The organism is Streptomyces sp. NPDC000941 (assembly GCF_053599555.1).
On record NZ_JBSFMM010000172.1, the window covers coordinates 1 to 24,075 of the forward strand.

General features: G+C 71.4%; 21 protein-coding genes. 12 read left to right on the top strand and 9 right to left on the bottom strand.

Going from position 1 to position 24,075, the window contains the following annotated elements; translation table 11 throughout:
• Positions 1–218 precede the first annotated feature (218 nt).
• Genes ACWDSL_RS38495 through ACWDSL_RS38505 form a run of 3 tightly spaced genes read left to right on the top strand, consistent with a single transcriptional unit; the run spans position 219 to position 3,012 of the window.
• Positions 219–1,052, top strand: a complete 834-nt coding sequence (locus ACWDSL_RS38495; protein ID WP_450492605.1) for a CPBP family intramembrane glutamic endopeptidase — start codon at positions 219–221, stop codon at positions 1,050–1,052.
• A 23-nt stretch (positions 1,053–1,075) separates the two neighbouring features.
• Complete coding sequence (locus ACWDSL_RS38500; RefSeq protein ID WP_450492606.1) at positions 1,076–2,416, top strand: sensor domain-containing protein; 1,341 nt, start codon at positions 1,076–1,078, stop codon at positions 2,414–2,416.
• A complete protein-coding gene (locus ACWDSL_RS38505) occupies positions 2,368–3,012 on the top strand; it encodes a response regulator transcription factor (RefSeq protein ID WP_450492607.1) in 645 nt (214 codons plus the stop codon). Before ACWDSL_RS38500 ends, ACWDSL_RS38505 begins: the two co-directional genes overlap by 49 nt.
• A gap of 34 nt (positions 3,013–3,046) precedes the next feature.
• Here ACWDSL_RS38505 and ACWDSL_RS38510 read toward each other — a convergent pair whose 3' ends face one another.
• From ACWDSL_RS38510 to ACWDSL_RS38525, 4 genes are all read right to left on the bottom strand, one after another.
• Positions 3,047–3,466: a Fur family transcriptional regulator gene (locus ACWDSL_RS38510; protein ID WP_450492608.1), complete on the bottom strand. Its 420-nt coding sequence runs from the start codon at positions 3,464–3,466 to the stop codon at positions 3,047–3,049.
• 157 nt (positions 3,467–3,623) lie between these two features.
• Complete coding sequence (locus ACWDSL_RS38515) at positions 3,624–4,553, bottom strand: metal ABC transporter permease (RefSeq protein ID WP_450492624.1); 930 nt, start codon at positions 4,551–4,553, stop codon at positions 3,624–3,626.
• Positions 4,554–4,557: 4 nt separating this feature from the next.
• On the bottom strand, positions 4,558–5,484 hold the full coding sequence (locus ACWDSL_RS38520) for an ATP-binding cassette domain-containing protein (RefSeq protein WP_450492609.1): 927 nt from the start codon (positions 5,482–5,484) through the stop codon (positions 4,558–4,560).
• Between the two features lie 29 nt (positions 5,485–5,513).
• Positions 5,514–6,479 carry a metal ABC transporter substrate-binding protein gene (locus ACWDSL_RS38525; protein WP_450492610.1) on the bottom strand — a complete coding sequence of 322 codons (966 nt, stop codon included), beginning with the start codon at positions 6,477–6,479 and terminating at the stop codon, positions 5,514–5,516.
• 207 nt (positions 6,480–6,686) lie between these two features.
• Between ACWDSL_RS38525 and ACWDSL_RS38530 the strand changes: the two genes are divergently transcribed.
• Complete coding sequence (locus ACWDSL_RS38530; protein WP_450492611.1) at positions 6,687–8,069, top strand: glycine--tRNA ligase; 1,383 nt, start codon at positions 6,687–6,689, stop codon at positions 8,067–8,069.
• 160 nt (positions 8,070–8,229) lie between these two features.
• Positions 8,230–8,523 (top strand): hypothetical protein, encoded by a 294-nt coding sequence (locus ACWDSL_RS38535; RefSeq protein WP_450492612.1) that lies wholly within the window; start codon positions 8,230–8,232, stop codon positions 8,521–8,523.
• Here ACWDSL_RS38535 and ACWDSL_RS38540 read toward each other — a convergent pair.
• On the bottom strand, positions 8,492–9,046 hold the full coding sequence (locus tag ACWDSL_RS38540) for a hypothetical protein (protein WP_450492613.1): 555 nt from the start codon (positions 9,044–9,046) through the stop codon (positions 8,492–8,494). The genes ACWDSL_RS38535 and ACWDSL_RS38540 overlap by 32 nt on opposite strands.
• A gap of 183 nt (positions 9,047–9,229) precedes the next feature.
• Here ACWDSL_RS38540 and ACWDSL_RS38545 point away from each other — a divergent pair, with 183 nt between their 5' ends.
• Positions 9,230–10,426: a sensor histidine kinase gene (locus tag ACWDSL_RS38545; protein WP_450492614.1), complete on the top strand. Its 1,197-nt coding sequence runs from the start codon at positions 9,230–9,232 to the stop codon at positions 10,424–10,426.
• Positions 10,414–11,058, top strand: coding sequence for a response regulator transcription factor (locus tag ACWDSL_RS38550; RefSeq protein ID WP_450492615.1), 645 nt, complete (start codon positions 10,414–10,416; stop codon positions 11,056–11,058). The genes ACWDSL_RS38545 and ACWDSL_RS38550 overlap by 13 nt, the downstream gene beginning before the upstream one ends.
• Before the next feature lie 325 nt (positions 11,059–11,383).
• Here the strand turns inward: ACWDSL_RS38550 and ACWDSL_RS38555 are convergent, their stop codons facing one another.
• Positions 11,384–12,850 carry an MFS transporter gene (locus tag ACWDSL_RS38555; protein WP_450492616.1) on the bottom strand — a complete coding sequence of 489 codons (1,467 nt, stop codon included), beginning with the start codon at positions 12,848–12,850 and terminating at the stop codon, positions 11,384–11,386.
• A gap of 101 nt (positions 12,851–12,951) precedes the next feature.
• On the opposite strand from ACWDSL_RS38555, the gene ACWDSL_RS38560 reads away from it, so the two are divergent.
• A complete protein-coding gene (locus tag ACWDSL_RS38560) occupies positions 12,952–13,833 on the top strand; it encodes a helix-turn-helix transcriptional regulator (RefSeq protein ID WP_450492617.1) in 882 nt (293 codons plus the stop codon).
• Between the two features lie 119 nt (positions 13,834–13,952).
• Here the strand turns inward: ACWDSL_RS38560 and ACWDSL_RS38565 are convergent, their stop codons facing one another.
• Complete coding sequence (locus ACWDSL_RS38565; protein WP_450492618.1) at positions 13,953–15,047, bottom strand: serine hydrolase domain-containing protein; 1,095 nt, start codon at positions 15,045–15,047, stop codon at positions 13,953–13,955.
• A 128-nt stretch (positions 15,048–15,175) separates the two neighbouring features.
• Positions 15,176–16,654, bottom strand: coding sequence for an MFS transporter (locus tag ACWDSL_RS38570; RefSeq protein ID WP_450492619.1), 1,479 nt, complete (start codon positions 16,652–16,654; stop codon positions 15,176–15,178).
• Between the two features lie 151 nt (positions 16,655–16,805).
• Between ACWDSL_RS38570 and dusB the strand changes: the two genes are divergently transcribed.
• Complete coding sequence (gene dusB / locus ACWDSL_RS38575) at positions 16,806–17,939, top strand: tRNA dihydrouridine synthase DusB (protein WP_450492620.1); 1,134 nt, start codon at positions 16,806–16,808, stop codon at positions 17,937–17,939.
• A 29-nt stretch (positions 17,940–17,968) separates the two neighbouring features.
• Here the strand turns inward: dusB and ACWDSL_RS38580 are convergent, their stop codons facing one another.
• On the bottom strand, positions 17,969–19,336 hold the full coding sequence (locus tag ACWDSL_RS38580; RefSeq protein WP_450492621.1) for an MGH1-like glycoside hydrolase domain-containing protein: 1,368 nt from the start codon (positions 19,334–19,336) through the stop codon (positions 17,969–17,971).
• A 562-nt stretch (positions 19,337–19,898) separates the two neighbouring features.
• Here ACWDSL_RS38580 and ppdK point away from each other — a divergent pair.
• From ppdK to ACWDSL_RS38595, 3 genes are all read left to right on the top strand, one after another.
• A complete protein-coding gene (gene ppdK / locus ACWDSL_RS38585; protein ID WP_450492622.1) occupies positions 19,899–22,628 on the top strand; it encodes a pyruvate, phosphate dikinase in 2,730 nt (909 codons plus the stop codon).
• Between the two features lie 336 nt (positions 22,629–22,964).
• On the top strand, positions 22,965–23,138 hold the full coding sequence (locus ACWDSL_RS38590; RefSeq protein WP_450492625.1) for a single-stranded DNA-binding protein: 174 nt from the start codon (positions 22,965–22,967) through the stop codon (positions 23,136–23,138).
• Between the two features lie 336 nt (positions 23,139–23,474).
• Positions 23,475–23,972 (top strand): SET domain-containing protein-lysine N-methyltransferase, encoded by a 498-nt coding sequence (locus ACWDSL_RS38595; RefSeq protein WP_450492623.1) that lies wholly within the window; start codon positions 23,475–23,477, stop codon positions 23,970–23,972.
• Positions 23,973–24,075 lie beyond the last annotated feature (103 nt).

A 24,075-nucleotide genomic window follows, 5' to 3' on the forward strand; every position in this document is an offset into this window, starting at 1 on the left:
GTTCGCCGCCCCCGGTCACTGGGGGGTTTTTGTGGCAACCGCCCCGGCGGTGCGGGCGGGGTGTCGGTCACCAAAACTCACCGCAGACTCAGGCGAAGCCCCAGAGGGTGCACCTTGGTACACCCCTGCTCGGCAGCTACGTGCAGAGGCAGCGGGCTCCCCGACCGGCATCGTCGACAGCGACGAGATCCGGTTCGATCCGATCGGGGCCTGGCGGTATGCACAAGTGGAACGAGTGGAACAAGTGGAAAGCGAAGACAGGGGTGTTCCTCGCGGTCACGTTTGTGACAGCGGGGATATTGGGCGCGGCGCAGCCCGCGACGGGGACACCGACGGAGGTCATCCAGCTGACCCAGTTCGGGCCCGCGCTGGGGGTGGCGGCGGTGGCGCTGCTGTGGCCTTCCCCGGTGCGGGCGCTGCTCGCCGGGGCGTGGCCGGGCGGCCGGCCAAAACCAACAACAAACCCCTCGATGCGGCGGGCGGGGCGTGCCCTGCCGCTGCTCGCCATGGCGCCGCTGCTCGCCACGGCGCCGCTGATCACCGCGCTCAGCGCGGGCACGTACGCCCTGGCGACCGGTGACGCCCACGCCACCGATCCGCGCTCCCTCGACCACCCCTTCGCGCTGATCGTGGTGGCGCAGCTGATCGGCGCGTGCGGTGAGGAGATCGGCTGGCGCTGCTTCCTCCAGCCGCTCCTGCGGACCCGTTTCGGCCCGCTCGCCGCCTCGACCGCGATCGGCGCGGTGTGGGGGGTGTGGCATGTCCAGGTGTTCGCGCAGGCCCCGGCGTACGCGGCCGGGTTTCTGCTGGGCACGGTGGCGATGTCGGTGGTCCTGGGGCTCGGCCTGGAGCGCGTACGGGCCAACCGGCTGCTGCTCGCGGGCGGCTTCCACACCCTGATCAACCTGGGCATGCTGCTGTTCATGGACGAGGAGTCCGGTGCGGTGCTGCCCATGGTGCTCTTCGGGGCCGCGTGCCTGGTGGCGGCGGTGCCGTGGGTGTGGCGGACCCCCGCGGCTAGGATCCCCGCGATGGCGCACTCGGCGCGCTGATCCGACGGGAGCGATGGGCGGTCATGGGGGGATTGGGGGCCGGCGGGCTGCGCGCCCTCGTCAGGTGTCAGCTGCTCGGGCTGGTGGCCCTGGCGGTGGTCGCCGTCGGCGGGCTGGTGATCGGCGCGCTGCTGCTGCTTCCGATCGGGGTCGGGTTCCGGCTGCTGCCGCCCGCCGCGGGCGCCCTGCGCGGGCTCTCCGACCGGTACCGGTCATGGACCGCCCGCTGGACGGGTACGGCGATCAGCCCGCCGGACCCGCTCGCCCCGGACCCGCTCGCCCCGGACCCGCTCGCCCCGGACCCGCTCGCCCCGGACCGGGCCGAGCGCCCCCGCCGGCGGGCGGCCGCGGTCCTCGGCGACGAGGGGTTCTGGCGCGATCTGCGGTGGGCCTGGCTGGAGCCGTGGTTCGGCGGGCTGCTGGTCGCGGTACCGCTCGCCCTCGTCGAGTACGGGGCGTTCGGCGCGCTGGTGCAGCCGTTCCTCTGGCGGATCCTCGACGACGGCAACTGGTACGCCTTCATCCCCGTACGCTCCACCCCGACGATGCTCGCCGCACTGGCCCTCGGCCTCGCGTTCATCGCGGCCGGGGTGCGGCTGGCCCCCGGCGTGCTCGGGCTGCACGGCCGCTGGAGCCGACGCCTGCTGTCCGCGCCGCGCAGCACCGAACTCGCCCGCCGCGTCGAACGGCTCACCGACATCCGCGACGAGTCGCTGGACGCGCAGGCGGCCGAACTCCGCCGTATCGAACGGGATCTGCACGACGGCGCACAGGCCAGGCTGGTGGCCCTCGGCATGACGCTGGACGAGGCCACCCGGCTCCTGGACAGCGATCTCAACGCCGCCCGGCAACTGCTGCTCGACGTCCGCGACACCTCGGCGCGGGCGCTGCAGGACCTGCGCGACCTCGTCCACGGCATCCAGCCCCCGGTCCTCGCCGACCGGGGGCTCGGCGACGCCGTACGGTCGCTGGCGCTCGACAGCTTCCTCGACGTCCATGTCGAGGCCCGGCTGCCGCCCGGACGGCTCCCGGCGGCGGTCGAGTCCGCCGCCTACTTCGCGATCAGCGAAGCGCTCGCCAACGCGGCCAAGCACTCCGGCGCCCAGGAGGTGCGCATCACCCTGACATTCGTAGAGCACGAGGACGGCGGCGCACGGCTGCTGCGGGTCACGGTCACCGACGACGGCCGGGGCGGCGCGGACCTGGCGCGGGGGACCGGACTGCGTGGCGTACAGCGCCGGTTGGGTACCTTCGACGGCAGTCTCGCCCTGCACAGCCCCCTGGGCGGCCCGACCACCGTGACCTTGGAGATTCCGTGCGCGTCGTCCTCGCCGAAGACCTCTTCCTGCTCAGGGACGGGCTGACGCGCGCCCTGCGGGAACACGGCTGCGAGGTGATCGCCTCCGTGGACAACGGCCCGGCCCTGCTGCGCGCGCTGCGCGAGGAGGATCTGGACGTCGCCGTGGTCGACATCCGGCTGCCGCCGACCCACACCGACGAGGGGCTGCAGGCGGCCCTGGAAGCCCGTCGCACCCGCCCCGCGCTGCCGGTGCTGATCCTGTCCCAGTACGTGGATCAGCTCTACGCCCATGAGCTGCTGGCCGGGGGCGAGGGCGGTATCGGCTACCTCCTCAAGGACCGGGTCACCCACACCGGGCAGTTCATCGACGCGGTGCGTACGGTCGCGGCCGGCGGTACGGTCATGGACCCGCAGGTCATCTCCAAGCTGCTGGCCCGCAGCGACGCCAGGGGGCGCACCGGCAGCCTCACCCCGCGCGAACACGACGTCCTCAAGCTGATGGCCGAGGGCCGGTCGAACGCCGCCATCGCGCACACCCTGCACTTCAGCGAGAGCGCGGTCGCCAAACACACCGCGAGCATCTTCGACAAGCTGCGGATCGAACCGTCCGCCGACGACAACCGCCGCGTCCTGGCCGTACTGGCCTACCTCAAGCGCTGAGGCGGCAGCGCTGAGGCGGCCGTCAGGTCGGGGGTTACGCCTGGGGCGCCGTCGCGCAGTCCCCGCAGGTGCCGAAGATCTCGATCGTATGGGCGACGTCCACGAAGCCGTGCTCCGCCGCGATGGCGTCGGCCCACTTCTCCACGGCCGGGCCCTCGACCTCGACCGCCTTGCCGCAGGTGCGGCAGACCAGGTGGTGGTGGTGCTCGCCGCTGCTGCAGCGGCGGTAGACGGCCTCGCCGTCGGTGGTGCGCAGGACGTCGACCTCGCCCGCGTCGGCGAGGGTCTGGAGCGTGCGGTAGACCGTGGTCAGGCCGACGGAGTCGCCGCGGTGCTTGAGCATGTCATGAAGCTCCTGCGCACTGCGGAACTCGTCAACCTCGTCCAGCGCCGCAGCCACCGCCGCCCGCTGCCTGGTGGACCGGCCGTGTACTGGGGGACCCGCGGTCACCACAGTTGCCTCCTCAACATCGCCTGCTCGTCGCCTGCTCGTACGTCGCGCATCCGCGTGGCCATTGTGCCAGGGAAAGCTGAGCGAACGGGCTGGACAGCTGGACGCCCGATGAGACGCCCGGTGCGACGGCCGGCGAGACGCCCGGTCAGATGCCCGGTCAGACGAGGACATCGTCCGCTTCGCCCGTTCCGGGCGAGCCCGCCCCCGGAACGGCGGCGCGGGCGCCGGGCAGCGGGAGGGTGCAGCGCTCCTCGGCCACGGCGGCTGCTCTGCGGGCGCGGCGTCTGGCCAACGGGGCGGCGAGCGCGGTGATCACGGCGAAGACGCCGATGGCGAGCACGACGATGCTCGCGCCGGGCGGGACGTCCTGGTAGAAGGAGAAGACCGTGCCGGAGAGCGTCACCACGACGCCGATGGCGACGGCGAGCGCGAGCGTCATCGCGAAGCCGCGGGTGGCCTGTTGGGCTGCCGCGACCGGGACCACCATCAGGGCGCTGACCAGCAGCAGGCCCACGACGCGCATGGCGACGGTGACGGTGACGGCGGCGGTGATGGCCAGCAGCAGGTTGAGGGTGCGCACCGGCAGCCCGGTCACCCGCGCGAACTCCTCGTCCTGGCACACCGCGAACAGCTGGCGGCGCAGCCCCAGGGTGATCAGCACGACGAAGGCCGCCAGACAGCTGATCACGGTCACGTCCTCGCGCGAGACGGTGGTGATCGAGCCGAAGAGATACGTGGTGAGGTTGGCGTTGGAGCCGGTCGGCGAGAGGTTGATCAGCAGTACGCCGCCGGCCATACCGCCGTAGAAGAGCATCGCGAGGGCCAGGTCGCCGCGCGTCTTGCCGTACCAGCGGATCAGCTCCATGAGGATCGCGCCGAGCGCGGAGACCGCGACGGCCGTCCACACCGGGTTGGTGCCGGTCAGAAAGCCGAGCGCGACGCCGGTGAGCGCGACGTGGCCGATGCCGTCGCCCATGATCGCCTGGCGGCGCTGGACGAGGTAGATGCCGACGGCGGGGGCGGTGATGCCGACCAGGACGGCGGCGATCAGGGCCCGCTGCATAAACGCGTAGTCGAGGATTTCCAACATGTCAGGTCAGCAACCCCGTCCGGATCGGTTCGGCGTCGTGTGCCGCATGCGGGTGTACGTGGTCGTGGCCGGGCAGCGCGTGCTGGCCCACGGCCTTGGGCGGCGGGCCGTCGTGGACCACACAGCCGTCGCGCAGCACCACCGCGCGGTCGATCAGCGGCTCCAGCGGGCCGAGCTCATGCAGCACCAGCAGTACGGTGGCGCCCTGGGCGACCTGCTCGCGCAGCGTCGCGGCAAGGATCTCCTGGCTGGCCAGGTCGACCCCGGCCATCGGCTCGTCCATGATCAGCAGTTCGGGCTCACCGGCCAGCGCACGGGCGATCAGCACCCGCTGGTGCTGGCCACCGGACAGCGCGCTCACCGAGTCCTTGGCCCGGTCGGCCATTCCGACCAGCTCCAGCGCCCGGCGCACCGCCGCCCGGTCCGCCGCCCGCGGCGGCCCCAGCCGCCTGCGGGCCAGCCGCCCGGAGGAGACCACCTCGCGGACGGTGGCGGGCACACCGCTGGCGGCGGTGGTGCGCTGCGGTACGTAGCCGATGCGGGCCCAGTCGCGGAAGCGGCGGCTGGGGGTGTCGAACAGCCTCAGCTCACCGCCGGACAGCGGCACCTGGCCGACGACGGAGCGCACCGCCGTGGACTTGCCGGAGCCGTTGGCGCCGAGCAGCGCGACGACCTCGCCGCGCCGTACGGTCAGGTCGACGCCGCGCAGCACGGGTCGGCCGCCGAGGGAGGCGGTGGCGCCGCGCAGCGATATGACGGCGGGGGCTTCGGTGGAGGTCTCGGCGGAGGTCTCGGTGGAGGTCTCGTCGGAGGTCTGGGCGTGGGTTTCCGCAGAGGTCTCGGCAGAGGTCTCGGCGGGGGCCGCGGTCTGGGCTGAGGTCTCGGCGGGGACTGTGGTGGGGGCTGTGGCGGGTGGTTCCGGCTTCATGCGGCTTCCTCCGCTCGTCGTTTCGCGCCTCACTTGGCGCCCAGGGCCGTCTGGAGCGCCTTGAGGTTGGCGTGCATGACCTCGAAGTAGTCGTCGCCCTTGGACTGGTCGCTGATGCCCTCGATCGGGTCGAGCACATCGGTACGCAGATGCAGATCGCCCGCCAGGGTCTTGGCGGTCTTGTCGCTCACCAGCGTCTCGAAGAAGACGGTGCCGACCTTCTCCTTCTCCGCGACCGAGTGCAGCGCCTTCATCCGGGCCGGGCTGGGCTCGGACTCCGGGTCGACGCCGGAGATGGCCTCCTGGCGCAGACCGTAGCGCTCGGCGAGATAGCCGAAGGCGGCGTGGGTGGTGATGAAGGCGTCCGAGGTGCGGTTCTTCAGGCCCGTCTTGAAGTCGTCGTTCAGTGTGCCGAGCTGCTTGACCAGCGTGGCGGTGTTCTTCTTGTAGTCGGCCGTGTTGTCGGGGTCGGCCTTCTGGAGCGCCTTGCCGACACCCTCGGCGACCTGGGCGTAACGCACCGGATCCAGCCAGATGTGGGGGTCGGAGCCCGCGTCCTCGCCGGAGTGCTCGTGCTCGTCGTCCCCGTGCTCGTGGCCGCCGTCCACCTCGGTACCGTGGTCTTCCAGGGTGGTGAACGAGGCCGCGTCGGCGATGTGCTTCGGCTCGGCCTGGCCGATGGCGGCGTCGACGGCGGGCTGCAGACCCTTGAGGTAGACGACCAGTCCGGCCTTGCTGAGATCGGCGGTCTGCCGGGCGCTGATGTCCAGGTCGTGCGGTTCCGCGCCGGGCTTGGTCAAACTGGACACATGGACGTGACCGCCGCCTATGCGCTCGGCGAGAAACTGCATGGGGTAGAACGACGCCACCACATCGAGTTTGCCGTCCGTACGGCCGTCTGTCGCATCGGCGGAGCAGGCTGTGAGCGTCGTGGCCAGACCGAGAACAGCGGCTCCGGCGACGGCGGCCGGGATGATGGAGCGGCGTATGTTCATGACTCTCATTTTCAACAAAGATGGAAACGATTGTCAACAACGGTCCGCTTGCTGATCGTTTCGCTTACCGATTTGATCCGAGGGGTGGAGCCGCCGGTAACCTGAAGCATTCGCTTTGTCGTCCGCACGCCGTCCGCAAAGCCGCCATCAGCGACACACAGTCGTCTCACACCGTCGTCATCAGCCGTCATCAATGAAGAGAGCACCGTGGCCGCCGACAAGATCGACACCATCGTCAGCCTGAGCAAGCGCCGTGGCTTCGTCTACCCGTCCAGCGAGATCTACGGCGGGCAGCGAGCTGCCTGGGACTACGGACCGCTCGGCGTTGAGCTGAAGGAGAACGTCAAGCGCCAGTGGTGGCGCTCGATGGTCACCTCGCGCGACGACGTGGTCGGACTCGACTCATCGGTGATCCTCGCCCGCGAGGTCTGGGAGGCGTCCGGCCACGTCGCCACCTTCACCGACCCGCTCACCGAGTGCACCTCCTGCCACAAGCGGTTCCGTGCGGACCACCTGGAGGAGGCGTACGAGGCCAAGCACGGCCGGCAGCCCGAGAACGGGCTGGCGGACATCAACTGTCCGCACTGCGGCACCAAGGGCAGCTTCACCGAGCCCAAGCAGTTCTCCGGCCTGCTCTCCACCCACCTCGGCCCCACCCAGGACTCCGCCTCGGTCGCGTATCTGCGCCCCGAGACCGCCCAGGGCATCTTCACCAACTTCCTCGCCGTCCAGCAGACCTCGCGCCGGAAGCCGCCGTTCGGTATCGCCCAGATCGGCAAGTCGTTCCGTAACGAGATCACGCCGGGCAACTTCATCTTCCGCACGCGCGAATTCGAGCAGATGGAGATGGAGTTCTTCGTCAAGCCGGGCGAAGACGAGGAGTGGCAGGAGTACTGGATGGAGCAGCGCTGGAACTGGTACCGCGACCTCGGTATCCAGGAGGCCAACATCCGCTGGTACGAGCACGCCAAGGAGAAGCTCTCCCACTACTCCAAGCGCACCGCCGACATCGAGTACCGCTTCAACTTCGGCGGCTCGGAGTGGGGCGAGCTCGAGGGCGTGGCCAACCGCACCGACTACGACCTGAAGGCCCACTCCCAGGCCTCCGGCCAGGACCTGTCGTACTTCGACCAGGAGGCCGGCGAGCGCTGGACGCCGTACGTCATCGAGCCGGCGGCGGGCGTGGGCCGCGCCATGCTGGCCTTCCTCCTCGACGCGTACATCGAGGACGAGGCGCCCAACGCCAAGGGCAAGATGGAGAAGCGCACCGTGCTGCGGCTCGACCCGCGCCTCGCGCCGGTCAAGGTCGCCGTGCTGCCGCTGTCCCGTAACCCGCAGCTCTCGCCGAAGGCCAAGGGGCTCGCGACGGACCTGCGCAAGCACTGGAACATCGAGTTCGACGACGCGGGCGCGATCGGCCGCCGCTACCGCCGCCAGGACGAGATCGGCACGCCCTTCTGTGTCACCGTCGACTTCGACACCCTCGAGGACAACGCGGTGACCGTGCGTGAGCGCGACACGATGAAGCAGGAGCGGGTCTCCCTCGACCAGATCCAGTCCTACCTGGGCGGCCGACTGATCGGTTGCTGATCGACTGCTGATCGGCTGCTGATTGGTTGCTGGCCAGGGCGTTTCATAAGGCGATCAGGCCAAGACGGGCCCTGGCGCCGCGGGTAGACTGCCGCGGCGCCAGGGCGCGGTGTTGTGGCTCTGCGGAAAACCGGGGGGTTCTGGAATCGTGCTGCGAGGTGTGACGCACCACATCACGGCCACCCGCGAGGACGGGACCGTCTTCGAGGTGAGCTACGGCTACGGCGCCCGGCAGCGGCGGCTGCTCGGCTGCCTCCACTGCGACTGGGAAGAACAGATCACCTACGGCGGCGCCCGGCACAAGGGCCTCGATCACCTCGCGCAGGCACACGGCGCGGTCGGCAGCCCGACCATGACGGCCGACGCGCGGGCGCGGCGGCAGGTGCTGTGGGCGATGACGGTCTGCTTTCTGATCGCCGCGGTCATCCTGTGGTGGGCCACGTCCCGGACGTGAGGCCGGCGTGGTTTGTGGAGTCTGTACGGTCCGTCTTCAGGGCCAGCACGGCACACAGCGCCGCCAGCGGCAGCTCCGCGCCCACGGCCATGGCCAGGGCCGCGGCCAGTTCGGCGCCCGGGGCCGCCGTGACGGTGTCGAACCAGGCGTCCACCACCAGCAGCGCGCAGGTCGCCGCGGCGGTGAGCCGGTGGCGGTCGTCGCCCCGCCGCCGCAGCAGACCGGTGGCCACCAGCCCGACCGCCTCCAGCGCGTCCAGGCCCACCCACGCGACGTTCCAGTGACCGACCTGGGCGGTGGGCGGCAGCGTCGTCGCCAGGACGACGAGCCAGGGGACGAGCGCGACGCCGCTGCCGAGCAGCACGCACTCCACGGCCCGGGGGCCCCGGCGGCTACGGCGGGCCGGGCCGCCGAGCCCGGCCCGAATCACGCGGGCGGCCCGGACGGTCCGGACGGCCCGTACAGAGCGGGCAGGGCGGGCAGTCCGTGCAGGGCGGGCCGTGGGGGCGTACAGAGCGCTCATCAGGGCTGATCTCCTTCCGGCCCGACTCGACTCGGCTGCTCCTCGGGCACGTTCACCAGCCTCCCCGGCACGATCGCGCCTGTCGGTAACGCGAGTTGCCGAACGGGGGTGGCACTAGTTGCACCCCCGATCCGGGTACGGGCGTCAGCGACCGGCCCCGAGGCGCCGGTCTAAGGTCGGCGCATGAGACTCCCCACCGCGCCACGAGCAGCGCTCACCCGGCTGCGGCGCGACGCGGTATTCGGGCTCGCGGGCATATCCGTGCAGTTCCTGGCCCTGTTGGTGTTGAGCGTGCCATGGCTGGTCTTCAGCGACACCGCGATGCCGCTCCTGGGCGTCCTGGCCGCCGTCGCTCTCCCGGTCGCCGCCCTGGCCGCCGTCAGCCCGGCGTTCACCCGGATGCAGCGGCGCCGCTTCAAGGCCCTGCTCGGCATCGACATCCCCGGCCCGGCGCGCCGGGGCCCGGAGCTGCGCTACAACCTGCTGGTCGGCCCGGCCATCGCATGCGGCGGAGCACTCGTCTGGTGCTTCGCCCTGGTGGTGGGACTGGCGGCTTCGACCGTGTTCGTCTGGAGCCCGCTGGGCGGGCGGCTGAAGTTCCTCCCCACCGCCATGGCGGCCACGTACGTCACCGCGGTCGGCCTGGCCCTGCTCGCCCTCGCGTACTGGCTCACCGGCGCCCTCGCACGGGCCGACGTCCGCGCCGCCACCGCGCTGCTCGGCCCCGACCCGGCGACGGAGCTGGAGCGCCGGGTCGAGGACCTGACCGAGCGCCGCGCGGGCACCGTCGACGCGGCCGACGCCGAACGCCGCCGCATCGAACGCGACTTGCACGACGGCGCCCAGCAGCGGCTCGTCTCCATGGCGGTCAACCTCGGCCTGGCCAAGGCCACGCTCGGCGATCTGCCCGAGGAGGCCCGCAAGGTCATCGACGAGGCGCACCGGGAGGCCAAGGAGGCCATCGAAGAGCTGAACAACCTGGTGCGCGGGCTGCACCCGGCCGTCCTCGACGACCGCGGCCTGGACGCCGCTCTCTCCGGCATCGCCGCCCGCGCCGCGCTCCCCGTACGGCTGCACGTCGACATCCCCGAACGCCCCGCGCCCACCGTCGAGGCCGTCGCCTACTTCGTCGTCTCCGAATCCCTGGCCAACGTCACCAAACACGCACAGGCCACGGGGGCCGATGTCACGGTCGCCAGGGCGGGCGACATACTGCGCGTGGTGATCGCCGACGACGGGGTCGGCGGCGCCGACCCCGCCCAGGGCAGCGGCCTCACCGGGCTCGTGGGGCGCGTGGGCTCCGTGGACGGGACCTTCGACCTCAGCAGCCCCCGCGGGGGCCCGACCGTCATCACCGTGGAGCTGCCGTGCGTGCTGTGATCGCCGAGGACTCGGTCCTGCTGCGGATCGGCCTGGTGAAGGTCCTCCAGACCGCGGGCTTCGAGGTCACGGCGGAGGCGGACGACGCGGACGGTCTGCTCGCGGCGGTCGAGGAACACCGCCCGGACATCGCCGTGGTCGACGTCCGGATGCCCCCGGGCTTCACCGACGAGGGCGTACGGGCCGCGCTGCTGATCCGCCGCCAGTGGCCGGACACGGCGGTGCTGCTGCTGTCCCAGTACGTGGAGGAGCGCTACGCCGCGGACCTGCTGACCACGCACACCAGCGGGATCGGCTACCTCCTCAAGCAACGCGTCGCGGATGTCGAGGACTTCATCGCCGCCCTTCGCCGCGTCGCGGGCGGCGGCACCGCCCTCGACCCCCAGGTCGTCGCCCAACTCCTCGTCCGCCGCCACCGCGACCCCCTCGACCGGCTCACGGCGCGCGAGCGGGAGGTGTTGGAACTGATGGCTCAGGGGCGGTCGAATGCGGGGATCGCGGAGGGGTTGGTGATCAGCGAGTCGGCGGTGGCCAAGCACATCAACAGCATCTTCGCGAAGCTGGACCTGCCGGTCGCGGAAGGCGACCACCGACGGGTCCTGGCGGTCCTGCGCTTCCTCGGCGTGGGCTGAGCGACCGGCCGCCGCCGATGTGCGGCTCCGCCCGGGCCCTTGGGGGCGTCCCCGTCCCGGCCCCGCGCGGGGCTGCGCCCCGCACCGCCCGGCCGGGGCATGTGGCTGGGGCTCCGCCCCGAGCCATGCCCGGGGACTGGGCCGGGCTTTGCCCGAGCCCTGCCGGGGGCTGCTGAGGGGACCGGGCCGGGGCTTCGCCGAACTTCGTCGCGGGACCGCCTGGGGCTGCGCCCCCGGCCCGCCGGCGAACTGGGCCAGGGCTTCGCCCCGCGCCGTGCCCGGGGGCATCCGGGCTGCCTCGTCGCCCGGTTGGGCTGAAGGCCGCTCACCCCAGCATCCGCGGCAGCCGCAGGCTCAGCAGCCCGGTCACCACGACGCCCGCGAGCTGCAGGGCCAGGGTTCGGACCATCGCGTCGCCCATGCCCATGGAGGGGGTCAGGGTCAGGAAGAGGGTGCCGAGGGTGGCCACGCCCAGGGCCAGGGCGGATTGTTGGGTGGTGACCATGACGCCGCTGCCGACGCCGGCCCGTTCCGCGGGGACCTCGGCGAGTATGCCGCGGATCAGGATGGGCAGTTGCAGGCCCTGGCCGAGTCCGGCGACGGCGATACCGGGCAGCAGGTCGGCGAGGGACAGGTCGGTCCAGCTCTGGTGGACGGTCAGGATCAGCAGGGCGATGCCGACGGCCTGGATCACCGCGCCCGCGGTCACCACGCGGTTGCCGTAGCGGCTGACCAGGCGTGGGCCCATCAGGGAGGCGATGAAGAAGGTCGTGGCCATGGGGGTCAGGGCCAGGCCGGCCTCGACGGGGCCGTAGCGGAGGCCCTGCTGGAGGGCGACCGCGATGACGAACATGAAGCCGCCGAAGCCCGCGCTGAACGGGAGGAGCATCAGCAGGCCCCGGCGCAGGCCGGGCAGGGCGAACAGGCTCGGCGGGAGCAGCGGGGTGCGGCCGGAGGTCTCCAGGCGGCGTTCGATGGCGTAGAAGGCGACGGCGGCGACGGGGAAGGCGGCCAGCAGCAGCCAGGTCCACAGCGGCCAGCCGGCCGCGCGGCCCTCGGTCAGCGGGAGCAGCAGCGCGATCAGGGCGAGGGCCAGCAGCGCGGTGCCGGGGACGTCGACGGGGGCGGGGCGGTCGGAGCGGGTCTCCGGGATGGCGCGGGCGGCGAGGGCCAGTCCGGCCAGCGCGACCGGGACGTTGACCAGGAAGACCGCGCGCCAGCCGGTGCCCGCGAGGTCCGCGGCCACCAGTACGCCGCCGAGGATCTGCCCCGCCACCATGGCAAGGCCGGCCGTGGCGCCGTACAGGCTCACCGCGCGGGCGCGGCGCGGCCCGGAGGTGGTGGCGTGGATGGTGGCGAGCACCTGGGGGAGCAGCAGGGCCGCCGAGGCGCCCTGCGCCACGCGGCCCGCGACCAGGCTCCAGGCGTTCGGTGCGAGACCGCAGGCCAGGGACGTCAGCGCGAAGGCGGCCATACCGGCGAGGAAGAGCCTGCGCCGCCCGAAGGTGTCGCCCAGCCGGCCGCCGAGGACGAGCAGTACGGCGTACGCGACGCCGTACCCGGCGACGACCAGCTCCAGCAGGGCGGGGCCCGCGTTCAGATCGCGGTCCATGGCGGGCAGGGCGACGTTGACGATGAAGAAGTCGATGAGGGGGAGGGCCGCGCCGAGCAGCACGGTGAACAGGCCGAGGGCGTTCAGGGTCCCGTCGGCGTCGTGCGCGGCCCCGGCGGGACCGGAAGACCCGGCCGCCCTGGCGGCCGGTGTCTGGGTACGGATGGTTGTCTGGCTCACGGATACGACTCTCGCGCCCGGCTCAGCCGGGTACCAGAGTCTTCTTATCCTGGTACAAGAACTACCTGGAAACCGGCTGAGCCCTCAGGCACCCTGGTCCCATGACGACCGCCCAGGAGACCGCGAAGGAGACCGTGACCGCCGCCACCGACGGCATACGCCGCGACGAGCTCGCCGCGTTCCTGCGCAGCCGGCGCGAGCGGATCACCCCCGAGCAGGTAGGTCTGCCGCGTGGGCGGCGCCGGCGTACGCCGGGGCTGCGCCGCGAGGAGGTCGCCCAGCTCGCCGCGGTCGGGGTCACCTGGTACACCTGGCTCGAACAGGCCCGGGACATCCACGTCTCCACCCAGGTCCTCGACGCCATCGCCCGCGCGCTGCTCCTCGACCGCAGCGAGCGGCAGCATCTGTTCGCGCTCTCCGGGGCCGTCGACCCGAACCCCGGCAGCCAGTGCACGGGGGTGACCCCGGCGCTGCGGCTGATGCTGGAGCAGCTGGAGCCGTTCCCGGCCTGCCTGCAGAACTCGCGGTTCGACATCCTCGCGTACAACCGCACCTACGGGCGGCTGCTGTGCGACCTGGACGCGGTGCCGCCGGAGGACCGCAACTGCCTGTGGCTGTCCCTCACCCACGCCGACTGGCGCGCCAGCATGGTCGAGCCGGAGGAGACGATCCGGGTGATGGCCGCCAAGCTGCGGGCCGCGATGGCCGAGCATCTGGCCGAGCCGACGTGGAAGGCGCTGCTGAAGCGGTGCCAGGACGCCTCGCCGGAGTTCCGCGAGGTCTGGGCCCGGCATGAGGTGCTGCGGCCCGGCGACAAGGTCAAGGTCTTCCGGCAGGCGCAGGTGGGCACGGTCCGGGTCACCGGCACCAATCTGTGGACCGGCCCGCGCTCGGGGCCCAAGCTGCACGTCTACACCCCGGCGGACGCCGAGACCCACGAGTGCCTGGAGCGGCTTCACGCGCTGGTGCTCGCCGAGGCCTGAGCGGCCCGCGCTTTCCGGCGGCCCCGCGTTTTCCGGCGGCCCCGCGTTTTCCGGTGGCCCAGCGTTTTCCGGTGGCGGCCCCGCGCCTTCCGGCGGGGGCTGGTAGCGCCCACCCTCGCTCAGTCCTCGCCCACCACCGTCAGGTCGTCGCCCAGGGCCGCGGCGATCTGGGCGGCCCGGGAGTGATCGTCCAGCCGGCGCGTCAGATAGGCACAGGCATGCTGGTGCCGGAGCGACCACCAGGCGGCCGAGCCGCCGATCCCGCCCTTGGCGATCTTGCCCTTGTCGCGTACGAACCCCAGCGTCCAGGTCATGTCGGTGCCGAAGACCTCGTCGAAGCCGGTGACTTGGGAGGTGAGCAGCTCGGTGTGCAGCTGTGGCCCCAGCAGTTCGCGCACCGGGCCGTCCTCGTTGGTGAGCCGGGAGAAGAACACCGCCATGGCGGTCGCGGTCGTGTGCAGGTTGGCTGCCCCGAAGACCGACTGCCGCCAGGCCCGGGAGTTCGTCCGCGCCGTGTCCAGGGCCCCGGCGGGGATCTGGAGCCACGGTGCCGCGTGGAGCTGCCGCGGCCATCCGGGGTCCGCGTACTCGAGTTCGGCGACGCGGTCCAGTGCGTGGTCCGGTACCCCGAACCAGGCGTCGAGCCCCAGCGCGGGCCGCACCACATCGTTGAACATCTCTCCCAGCGTCGTGCCGGCGCCCGCGCGCAGAATGCCGTCGATCAGGTGGCCGTAGGTCAGCGCATGCTCCCCGAGCGATGTCCCGGGCTCGTACTCCGGTGCCGCCTGCGCCAGGCTCTTCCGTAGCCCGTCCTCGTCCAGCAGGTCGAGACCCGCGGCTTCGGCCGGGAAGCGCGGCTGGCCGGCCCGGTGGGTGAGCACCTGGCGGAGGGTGGTCCGCTCCTTGCCCCGGACCCCGTACTCGCCCCAGTACCCGGCGATCGGCTCGTCCAGTGTCAGCGCGCCGTCGCGGACCGCCACCAGGGCGGCGAGCGTGACGAACGACTTCGACAGCGAGTAGGGCTGGACCAGCGTTTCGCCGCGCCAGGGACGGCTCCGTCCGGCGTCGGACCATCCCCCGTTCAACCGGACGACCTCGCGGCCCTCCCGCCAGACCGACAGCCCGGCCCCTGTTTCCGAGCCGCAGTCCACCAGCCGCTCGAAGACCCGACGCACCTCGTCGTAGCCGTCCGCGGCGAACCCTTCGACGTTCATCGTCCGCGCTTCCCCCGCCCGCTCGATCCTCATACCCCCTGGGGGTGTCCCGGAGGTCATCCGAAACATACCGGGGTGGGGTATGCGGGGCAACTGGTTCGGCCGGTATGCGACACAACGGGTCCGGATTACGCCTTGGTGGTGGCCGAGGCCTGAACGGGCGCGCGCTCGTCGTCGAAGAGCGCGGCCGCGCGCTTGGCGGTGCCGGCCGCCCAGCGGCCGGTGGTGAGGGCCCCGAGCAGCAGCACCGAGCCCCCGCATCCGGCGATGATCCACCAGGCGGGGCGGGCCGCGTCGACGAAGGCCGTGGCCGAGGCGGCGCTGTGCGCCCCGCCCGCCGCGCTCGCCGCGCCCGAGGCGAGCACCGCGCCGATGACCGCGACGCCGAGCGACTGGCCCACCTGGCGGCTGGTGGAGGCCACGGCCGCCGCGACCCCGGCCTGGGTGCGGGGCATCCCGGACACCGCGGTGTTGGTGATGGGCGCGTTGACCAGGCCGAAGCCGATGCCGAACAGCACATAGCCGATCAGCAGCAGGGAGTCGGTCGCCTGGGCGTCGAAGGCCGCGAACAGCACCCCGCTCGCCGCCATCGCCGTCCCGGCCAGCAGCAGCGAGAGCCGCGGGCCGCGGCTGCCGACCAGCCGTCCGGACAGCGGCGCGAAGACGAAGCACATGGCCGCCATCGGCAGCATCCACAGCCCGGCGTGCAGCGCGCCGAGTCCGCGTACGTCCTGCAGATACAGCGTGTTCAGGAACAGGAACCCGCCCAGCGCCGCGAAGGCGCTCACCGCTATCACCGTCGCCCCGCTGAAGGGCGCGCTGTGGAAGAAGCGCAGTTCGATCAGCGGCTCGGCGCGGCGCCGCTCGTACGCCACGAGCGCGACCAGCGCGAGGGCGGAGACCGTGGTGCACACGGCGATCAGCGGGGAGCCCCAGCCCCGGTCGGGCGCCTCGATGATCGCGTACGTGAGCGTGCCGAGCAGCGCGGCGACCAGCACCTGGCCCACCGGATCGGGCCGGCGCGGCTTCGGGGCGCGCGACTCGGGCACGTACCGGGCGGTCAGCACCAGGGCCGCCAGCCCCACCGGCACATTGAGCCAGAAGATCGAGCGCCAGCCGACCGACTCCACCAGCACCCCGCCCACCAGCGGCCCGGCCGCCATGCTGATGCCGACGACCCCGCCCCACACCCCGATCGCGCGGGCCCGCTCCCTGGGCTCGGTGAAGGTGTTGGTGATGATCGACATGGCGACGGGGTTGAGCATCGAACCGCCGACCGCCTGCACCATACGGAAGGCCACCAGCGCCTCCAGGTTCGGCGCGAGGCTGCACAGCGCCGAGCCGAGGGAGAAGACCACCAGACCGGTCTGGAAGGTGCGCTTACGCCCCACCCGGTCGGCCGTCGAGCCCGCGAGCATCAGCAGCGCGGCGAGCACCAGCGTGTACGCGTCGATCGTCCACTGCATCCCGGAGACGGAAGCGTTCAGCTCACGCCGCATCGAGGGCAGCGCCACATTGAGGACGGTGTTGTCGAGGCTGACGAGCAACAGGCTCATGCAGCAGATCGCCAGCACGAGCAGGCGCCGCCGTTGGCTCAGCTCAGGCATGGTTGAACGCTACATCGATGAGTCGGGTCAGGCCGCGCGAACGGTCGGGACAATCCCCCGTGGCGTACGCGGAACGCCGCGTGCGGAACAATGAGAGTTCGCCTCCTCCTTGGCCCCGTACCCGACCCCCATACCCGAGGACACCTCTTCCATGACCGCCACGCAGCTGCAGATCGGACCGCACACGGTGACCCCGCCGGTGGTGCTCGCACCCATGGCCGGGATCACCAACGCGCCGTTCCGCACCCTCTGCCGCGAGTTCAGTGGCGGCAAGGGGCTGTTCGTGAGCGAGATGATCACGACCCGGGCGCTGGTCGAGCGCGACGCCAAGACCATGCGGCTGATCCACTTCGACGGGACCGAGAAGCCCCGCTCCATCCAGCTGTACGGGGTGGACCCGGTGACCGTCGGCAAGGCCGTACGGATGATCGTCGAGGAGGACCTGGCCGACCACATCGACCTCAACTTCGGCTGCCCGGTGCCCAAGGTCACCCGCAAGGGCGGCGGCTCGGCCCTCCCGTACAAGCGCCACCTGCTGCGCTCGATCCTGCGCGAGGCCGTGACCGGCGCGGGCCCGCTGCCGGTGACGATGAAGATGCGCAAGGGCATCGACGACGACCACATCACCTACCTCGACGCGGGCCGTATCGCGGTCGAGGAGGGCGTGACCGCCATCGCGCTGCACGGCCGTACGGCGGCGCAGCACTACGGCGGCACCGCCGACTGGGACGCCATCGCCCGGTTGAAGGAGGCCGTCCCCGAGATCCCGGTGCTCGGCAATGGCGACATCTGGTCGGCGGACGACGCGGTGCGGATGATGCGCGAGACGGGCTGCGACGGCGTGGTCGTGGGGCGTGGCTGCCTGGGGCGGCCGTGGCTGTTCGGCGACCTGGTGGCGGCCTTCGAGGGCGGCGGCACCCCGGCCCGGCCGACCCTCAGGGAGGTCGCGGCGGTCATGCGCCGCCACGCCGAGCTGCTGGCCCAGTGGCTGGAGAACGAGGAGCGGGGCGTCATCGACTTCCGCAAGCACGTCGCCTGGTACACCAAGGGCTTCTCGGTCGGCTCCGAGATGCGCAAGCGGCTGGCGATCACCTCGTCCCTGGCCGAGCTGGACGCGCTGCTCGGCGAGCTGGACCTGGACCAGGAGTGGCCGACGGGCGCGGACGGCCCGCGCGGGCGCACCTCCGGCCGCAACCGCGTGGTGCTGCCGGACGGCTGGCTGGACGACCCGTACGACTGCGCGGGCGTCAGCGCGGACGCGGAGCTGGACACCTCCGGCGGCTGAGCGCGTCCTGGCCGTGCCTCACTCCGGTCTTACTCCGGTTCGGCGGCCATCTCCCGCTCCGCCGACACCAGCTCCATACCCACTCCTCCAGAGGTCACCAGCAGGTCGAGCGCCAGCGCCGCCGTCCAGCTGAAGTCGCGGGTGCCGCGGGCCTCGGCGGTGTACGGGTCGACGTACTCGGCGAAGCCGGAGGAGACGGCCGCGTCGAGGGCGGCGGAGCGCAGCGCGTCGGCCCGGTCCGCCGCGCCGTGGAGCCGCAGGCCGCGCTCCAGCAGCCAGTTGACGTTGAACCAGGCGGGGCCGCGCCAGTAGCGGTACGGGTCGAAGGCGCGCCCCAGCAGGTCGTAGCTGGGTACGAGCCGCACCGGGCCGCCCAGGCCGAAGTGGGGACCCGACGCGGTGCGGATCAGGGCGGCGGCGACCTCGCGCGGCAGGTCGGGCACGATCAGTGGCAGCAGACCCGCGGAGCTGAGCTCAGGGATCAGCCCGCCGCCGCGCAGATCACGGCACAGGAACAGCCCGGTGGCCGGGTCCCACAGCCGCTCGACCAGGGCGGCGGTGAGCCGCCGCGCCCGCGATCGGTGGGGCGTCGGGTCGGCGCCGACAGTGGTGGCGATCTCGGCCAGGGCGTGTTCGGAGGCGATCAGCAGCGCGTTGACCCCGGGGTCCTCCACAGCGAAGGCGAGCGCCGCCGAACCGGCCCCGCCGTCGTCGCCGTAGCCGCGGTCCCGGTAGTCGGCGGCGAGCCGCACATAGCGGCCGTAGTCCAGATCGGTGGGTCGGTCGGTGGCCGCGCCGTGGTCGAGGTCGGCGCGGTGGAAGGTGTCGGGCGGGGCGGGATCGATCCGCGCCAGTGGGGCGTCCCAGCAGGGGCTGTTGTCCATGCCGGGCTCCCAGGGGTGGACCACGGACACCAGCCCGCCCCCGCCCAGGTCCCGGCGTTCGGTGAGGTAGCGGTGCCAGGCCGCGAGCCGTGGGTAGACGCGGGCCAGGAAGCCGTGGCGGGCCGAGGAGCGCGGATCGGCCCGGTGCACGAGCAGACAGGCGAGCGCGTGGACCGGCGGCTGGACGATGCCGGAGGTCTCGACGGCCGTGGGCGCGCCGAGCGCCGCGCCCGCGCTGGAGGAGCGCCAGAAGTCGGGGCTCGGGAAGTACGCGTCCAGTGGCACCGCCGGGTTGAAGACGATGTGCGGGATCCTGCCGTCGGCCCACTGGGCGGCCAGCAGGGTTTCCAGTTCGCGCTGGGCGCGGTGCGGCGACAGATGGCGCAGTCCGATGGCGATGAACGCCGAGTCCCAGCTCCACTGGTGCGGGTACAGACCGCGCGAGGGGACCGTGGAGGTGCCGGTCCAGTTCTCCAGGAGCACCCGCCGGGCGCCGTGCAGCAGCAGCCGCATCGGCGCGGATGCGGCGGATGCAGCGAATGGCGCGGATGGGAAGGGCTCGCCGCTTTCCACGAAGGACTCCGAGGGGGTCGTGGCCTCGCTTTGCCGTCACGGCGAAGGTATCCCAGACCAGCTCTTCCGAGCGGGATCGCTCGTTTGAGCGGACCCCCTCTCGTTGTATCCAAAAGGCGAGATGAAGGCCCGTCAGGGCGCGTGATTCGCGCCACTCTGATAGCACCCATGCTCAGATGAGCGCCCATCCCGGAGTGGTTCAGCGGTCGAAGGCCGCGCTCACCTCTCCAAGTCATGGCACTCCGTGCCATCTGTTGATGTTCGACACCTCGAACCAATGATTACGCACAGCGACATGCCCCGCCTCCCGGATGGGCACAGCGTGGGCGTGTGTTCGGTTCTTGAAGAAGCTGGGAAGCGGGCTGTTTCGTACGAGTGACTTTCGAACTCGTGGCAGGCGGGTGGTTACGGCCGAATGACGGGGGAGTGCACATGCTCAGAAGCCTTTGATCTGGGTACGCTCCCCGCCGTCAGGGCAGCCGAGCCGAGGAGATCGAGTCCCGTGCCGGAAACACAAGATCAGCAGAAGTTCGTTTACGACTTCACCGAGGGCAACAAGGATCTCAAGGACTTGCTCGGCGGGAAGGGCGCCAACCTCGCCGAGATGACCAATCTCGGTCTCCCCGTGCCACCGGGTTTCACCATCACCACGGAGGCATGCAAGGTCTACCTCGCCAGTGGTGAGGAGCCGGCCGCCCTGCGCGACGAGGTGAGTGCGCACCTCGACGCCCTCGAGAACAAGATGGGCAAGAAGCTCGGCCAGACGGACGACCCGCTGCTGGTCTCCGTACGCTCCGGGGCGAAGTTCTCGATGCCCGGCATGATGGACACCGTCCTGAACATTGGGCTCTCCGACGACTCGGTGGCCGGCCTGGCAGCCCAGGCGGGCGATGAGCGGTTCGCATGGGACTCCTACCGCCGCCTGATCCAGATGTTCGGCAAGACGGTGCTCGGCGTGGACGGCGACCTCTTCGAGGAGGCGCTGGAGGAGACCAAGCGCGCCAAGGGCGTGACCGTCGACGTCGACCTGGACGCCGGAGACCTCAAGCGGCTGGTCGGCGAGTTCAAGGACATCGTCGCCAAGGAGACCGGCCGCAGCTTCCCGCAGGAGCCGCGCGAGCAGATGGACCTCGCGGTGCGGGCGGTCTTCGACTCGTGGAACGGCGACCGCGCCAAGCTCTACCGCCGCCAGGAGCGCATCCCGCACGACCTGGGCACCGCGGTCAACATCTGCTCCATGGTCTTCGGCAACCTCGGCCCCGACTCGGGCACCGGCGTCGCCTTCACCCGCGACCCGGCCAGCGGCCAGCAGGGCGTCTACGGCGACTACCTGCAGAACGCGCAGGGCGAGGACGTCGTCGCCGGTATCCGTAACACCGTTCCGCTCGCCGACCTCGAAGAGCTCGACAAGGGCTCGTACGACGAGCTCATGCGGATCATGGAGATCCTGGAGACGCACTACCGGGACCTGTGCGACATCGAGTTCACCATCGAGCGCGGCAAGCTGTGGATGCTCCAGACCCGCGTCGGCAAGCGCACCGCCGGGGCGGCCTTCCGGATCGCCACCCAGCTGGTGGACCAGGGCCTGATCGACGAGGCCGAGGCGCTGCGCCGGGTCAACGGCGCGCAGCTCGCCCAGCTGATGTTCCCGCGCTTCGACGAGGAGGCCGCCGAGAGCGGCACCGTACGCAAGCTCGGGCGGGGCATCGCCGCCTCGCCGGGCGCGGCCGTCGGCAAGGCCGTCTTCGACTCGTACACCGCGGTCAAGTGGTCCCGGTCCGGTGAGAAGGTCATCCTCATCCGCCGGGAGACCAACCCCGACGACCTCGACGGAATGATCGCCGCCGAGGGCATCCTGACCTCCCGGGGCGGCAAGACCTCACACGCCGCCGTGGTCGCCCGCGGCATGGGCAAGACCTGTGTCTGCGGCGCCGAGGAGCTCGAAGTCGACACCAAGCGGCGCCGGATGACGGTGCCGGCGCTCGACGGCAAGGACGACGGGCTGGTGATCGAGGAGGGCGACGTCGTCTCCATCGACGGCTCCACCGGCAAGGTCTACCTCGGCGAGGTGCCGGTCGTCCCGTCCCCGGTCGTCGAGTACTTCGAGGGCCGGATGCACGCGGGCGCCGACGACGCCGACGAACTGGTCGGCGCCGTACACCGGATCATGGCCTACGCGGACCGGGTACGTCGGCTGCGGGTGCGGGCCAACGCCGACAACGCCGAGGACGCCAACCGCGCCCGGCGGTTCGGGGCCCAGGGCATCGGCCTGTGCCGCACCGAGCACATGTTCCTCGGCGAGCGGCGCGAGCTGGTCGAGCGGCTGATCCTCGCCCACACCGACGAGGAGCGGGAGACCGCGCTCGGCGCGCTGCTGCCGCTCCAGAAGGACGACTTCGTCGAGCTCTTCGAGTCGATGGACGGCCTGCCCGTCACCGTACGGCTGCTCGACCCGCCGCTCCACGAGTTCCTGCCCGACATCACCGAGCTGTCGGTGCGCGTCGCGCTCGCCGAGTCGCGCAAGGACCACAACGAGAACGACCTGCGGCTGCTCCAGGCCGTGCACCGGCTGCACGAGCAGAACCCGATGCTGGGCCTGCGCGGGGTGCGCCTCGGCCTCGTCATCCCGGGCCTGTTCGCCATGCAGGTACGGGCCATCGCGGAGGCCGCCGCCGAGCGCCGTAACGCCAAGGCCGATCCGCGCGCCGAGATCATGATTCCGCTGGTCGGCACGGTCCAGGAGCTGGAGATCGTCCGCGAGGAGGCCGAGCGGGTCATCGAGGAGGTGGAGCGGGCCCGGGGCGTGGACCTCAAGCTGACCCTCGGCACCATGATCGAGCTGCCGCGCGCCGCACTGACCGCCGCTCAGATCGCCGAGTCCGCCGACTTCTTCTCCTTCGGCACCAACGACCTCACCCAGACCGTCTGGGGCTTCTCCCGCGACGACGTCGAGGCCAGCTTCTTCACCGCCTACCTGGAGAAGGGCATCTTCGGCGTCAGCCCCTTCGAGACCATCGACAAGGACGGCGTCGGCTCCCTCGTCCGCAGCGCCGCCGAGGCCGGCCGCGCCACCCGCCCCGACCTCAAGCTCGGCGTCTGCGGGGAGCACGGGGGCGACCCGGAGTCCGTCCACTTCTTCCACGAGGTGGGCCTGGACTACGTCTCCTGCTCGCCGTTCCGCATCCCGGTCGCCCGCCTGGAGTCCGGCCGCGCGGCGGTCATGGAGCGGTAACCGGCCCGCCAGACCACCGGAGTCGGCCCGGGGCACCCTACCCTCAGCCCCATCGCCGACTCCGGACCGCGAAGGGGGCGGCACCTGTGCGGAGGTGCCGCCCCCTCATCTTTCGGGCTGATCGGGTCAACGACTGGTGTACGTGTAGGCGAGCAGCGCTATACGACGGGTGGTTCCGGCGGGTTCCTGAATTGGGAACCCGCCGTCCCGTCTGACAGGAAATTGATCAGTCTCATCAAGGCTTGAGCGAGACGGCATCCGGCTGAAGCGAACAATCCTGCCTCCACCGCCAGGGCCTTCGGCCGGGAATGCGGCGAATTCGTCGACGAGGAACCGCTGTTCCTACGCCGCTCACCGTGGCGACAGGCTGGCGAAAATGCCGCACAGTCCCTCTCCAGAGGCATGCGGGTCATCGTCACCGGACGGCTCAAGCAGCGCACCTCGACGACAAAGAAAGCCAGCGCCGCACCACCGTCGAGATCGACGCCGAGGAGATCGCCGCGTCCCTGACGTACGCGAAAGCGACCGTCACCAAGACCTACGGCCCCGGCCTCGCAGCCAGGACCGGCCCCCGTAGCGAGTCCGGCCTCCGCCTCCACGGGGCAGGCCCAGGGCCCGGCGCCTGCCGAGCCCCACCCGTTCTGATCGCCACGGCACATCTCCGGCGCACTCCAGCATTGCCCTCGATGGGGATCGGCCCCCAGACCTTGAAAAGGCCATGGCCGCTCGAGTGTGCTGCAAGGATGAGCAGACCGCGGTCGAGGAGCCCCTCGGCGGCGCGTCGATTTGTCGTGCCCGCAGCTTGGTCACCTGCGGGCGTGCTGATCCGTCAGAGAGCAGGCGACGATGGATAACGGCTTCGAACTCCGGAGAACTCACGGAAAAGGGGAAGGCGTTTTTGCCACCCGGCCCTTCCGGATCGGTGAGACGGTGATGGTTGGTGTCATCGACTGTGAACTGGACCGCAACCACTCCCACGCCTCCCAGGTCGGTGCGGAACGTTTCGTGTTGCACGGCGGGCTTGTCCCGAAGGTGAACCACTCGTGTGAACCGAATTGCGGGATCCGCCTCAATTCCAGCGGCGCTCACGACTTCGTCGGCCGCGCACCCATCGCCGCCGGTGAAGAGATCACCTTCGACTATGCGATGCGGAACTACTCGGTTGACCACTTCGCCGCCCGCTGCCGGTGCGGCTCGCGCCACTGCCGCGGCCGCATCACCGGTTGGCAGGATCTACCGACCCAACGCAAAGCGGACTACCACGGCTTTGTCGCCCCCTACCTCATCGAGATCGACGACCAGGCCCACACAGACCTGCCCGCCCGCCGAGACCACCGCAGGTAACCCGCCCGGCACCTCGCTGACCAGGCACTCCTGCTCACCGTCCAATCCTGCGGAAATCTCCGCCTCCCCGAGCCGGGTGGTGCGGCCTCTTGCGAGGCCGCAC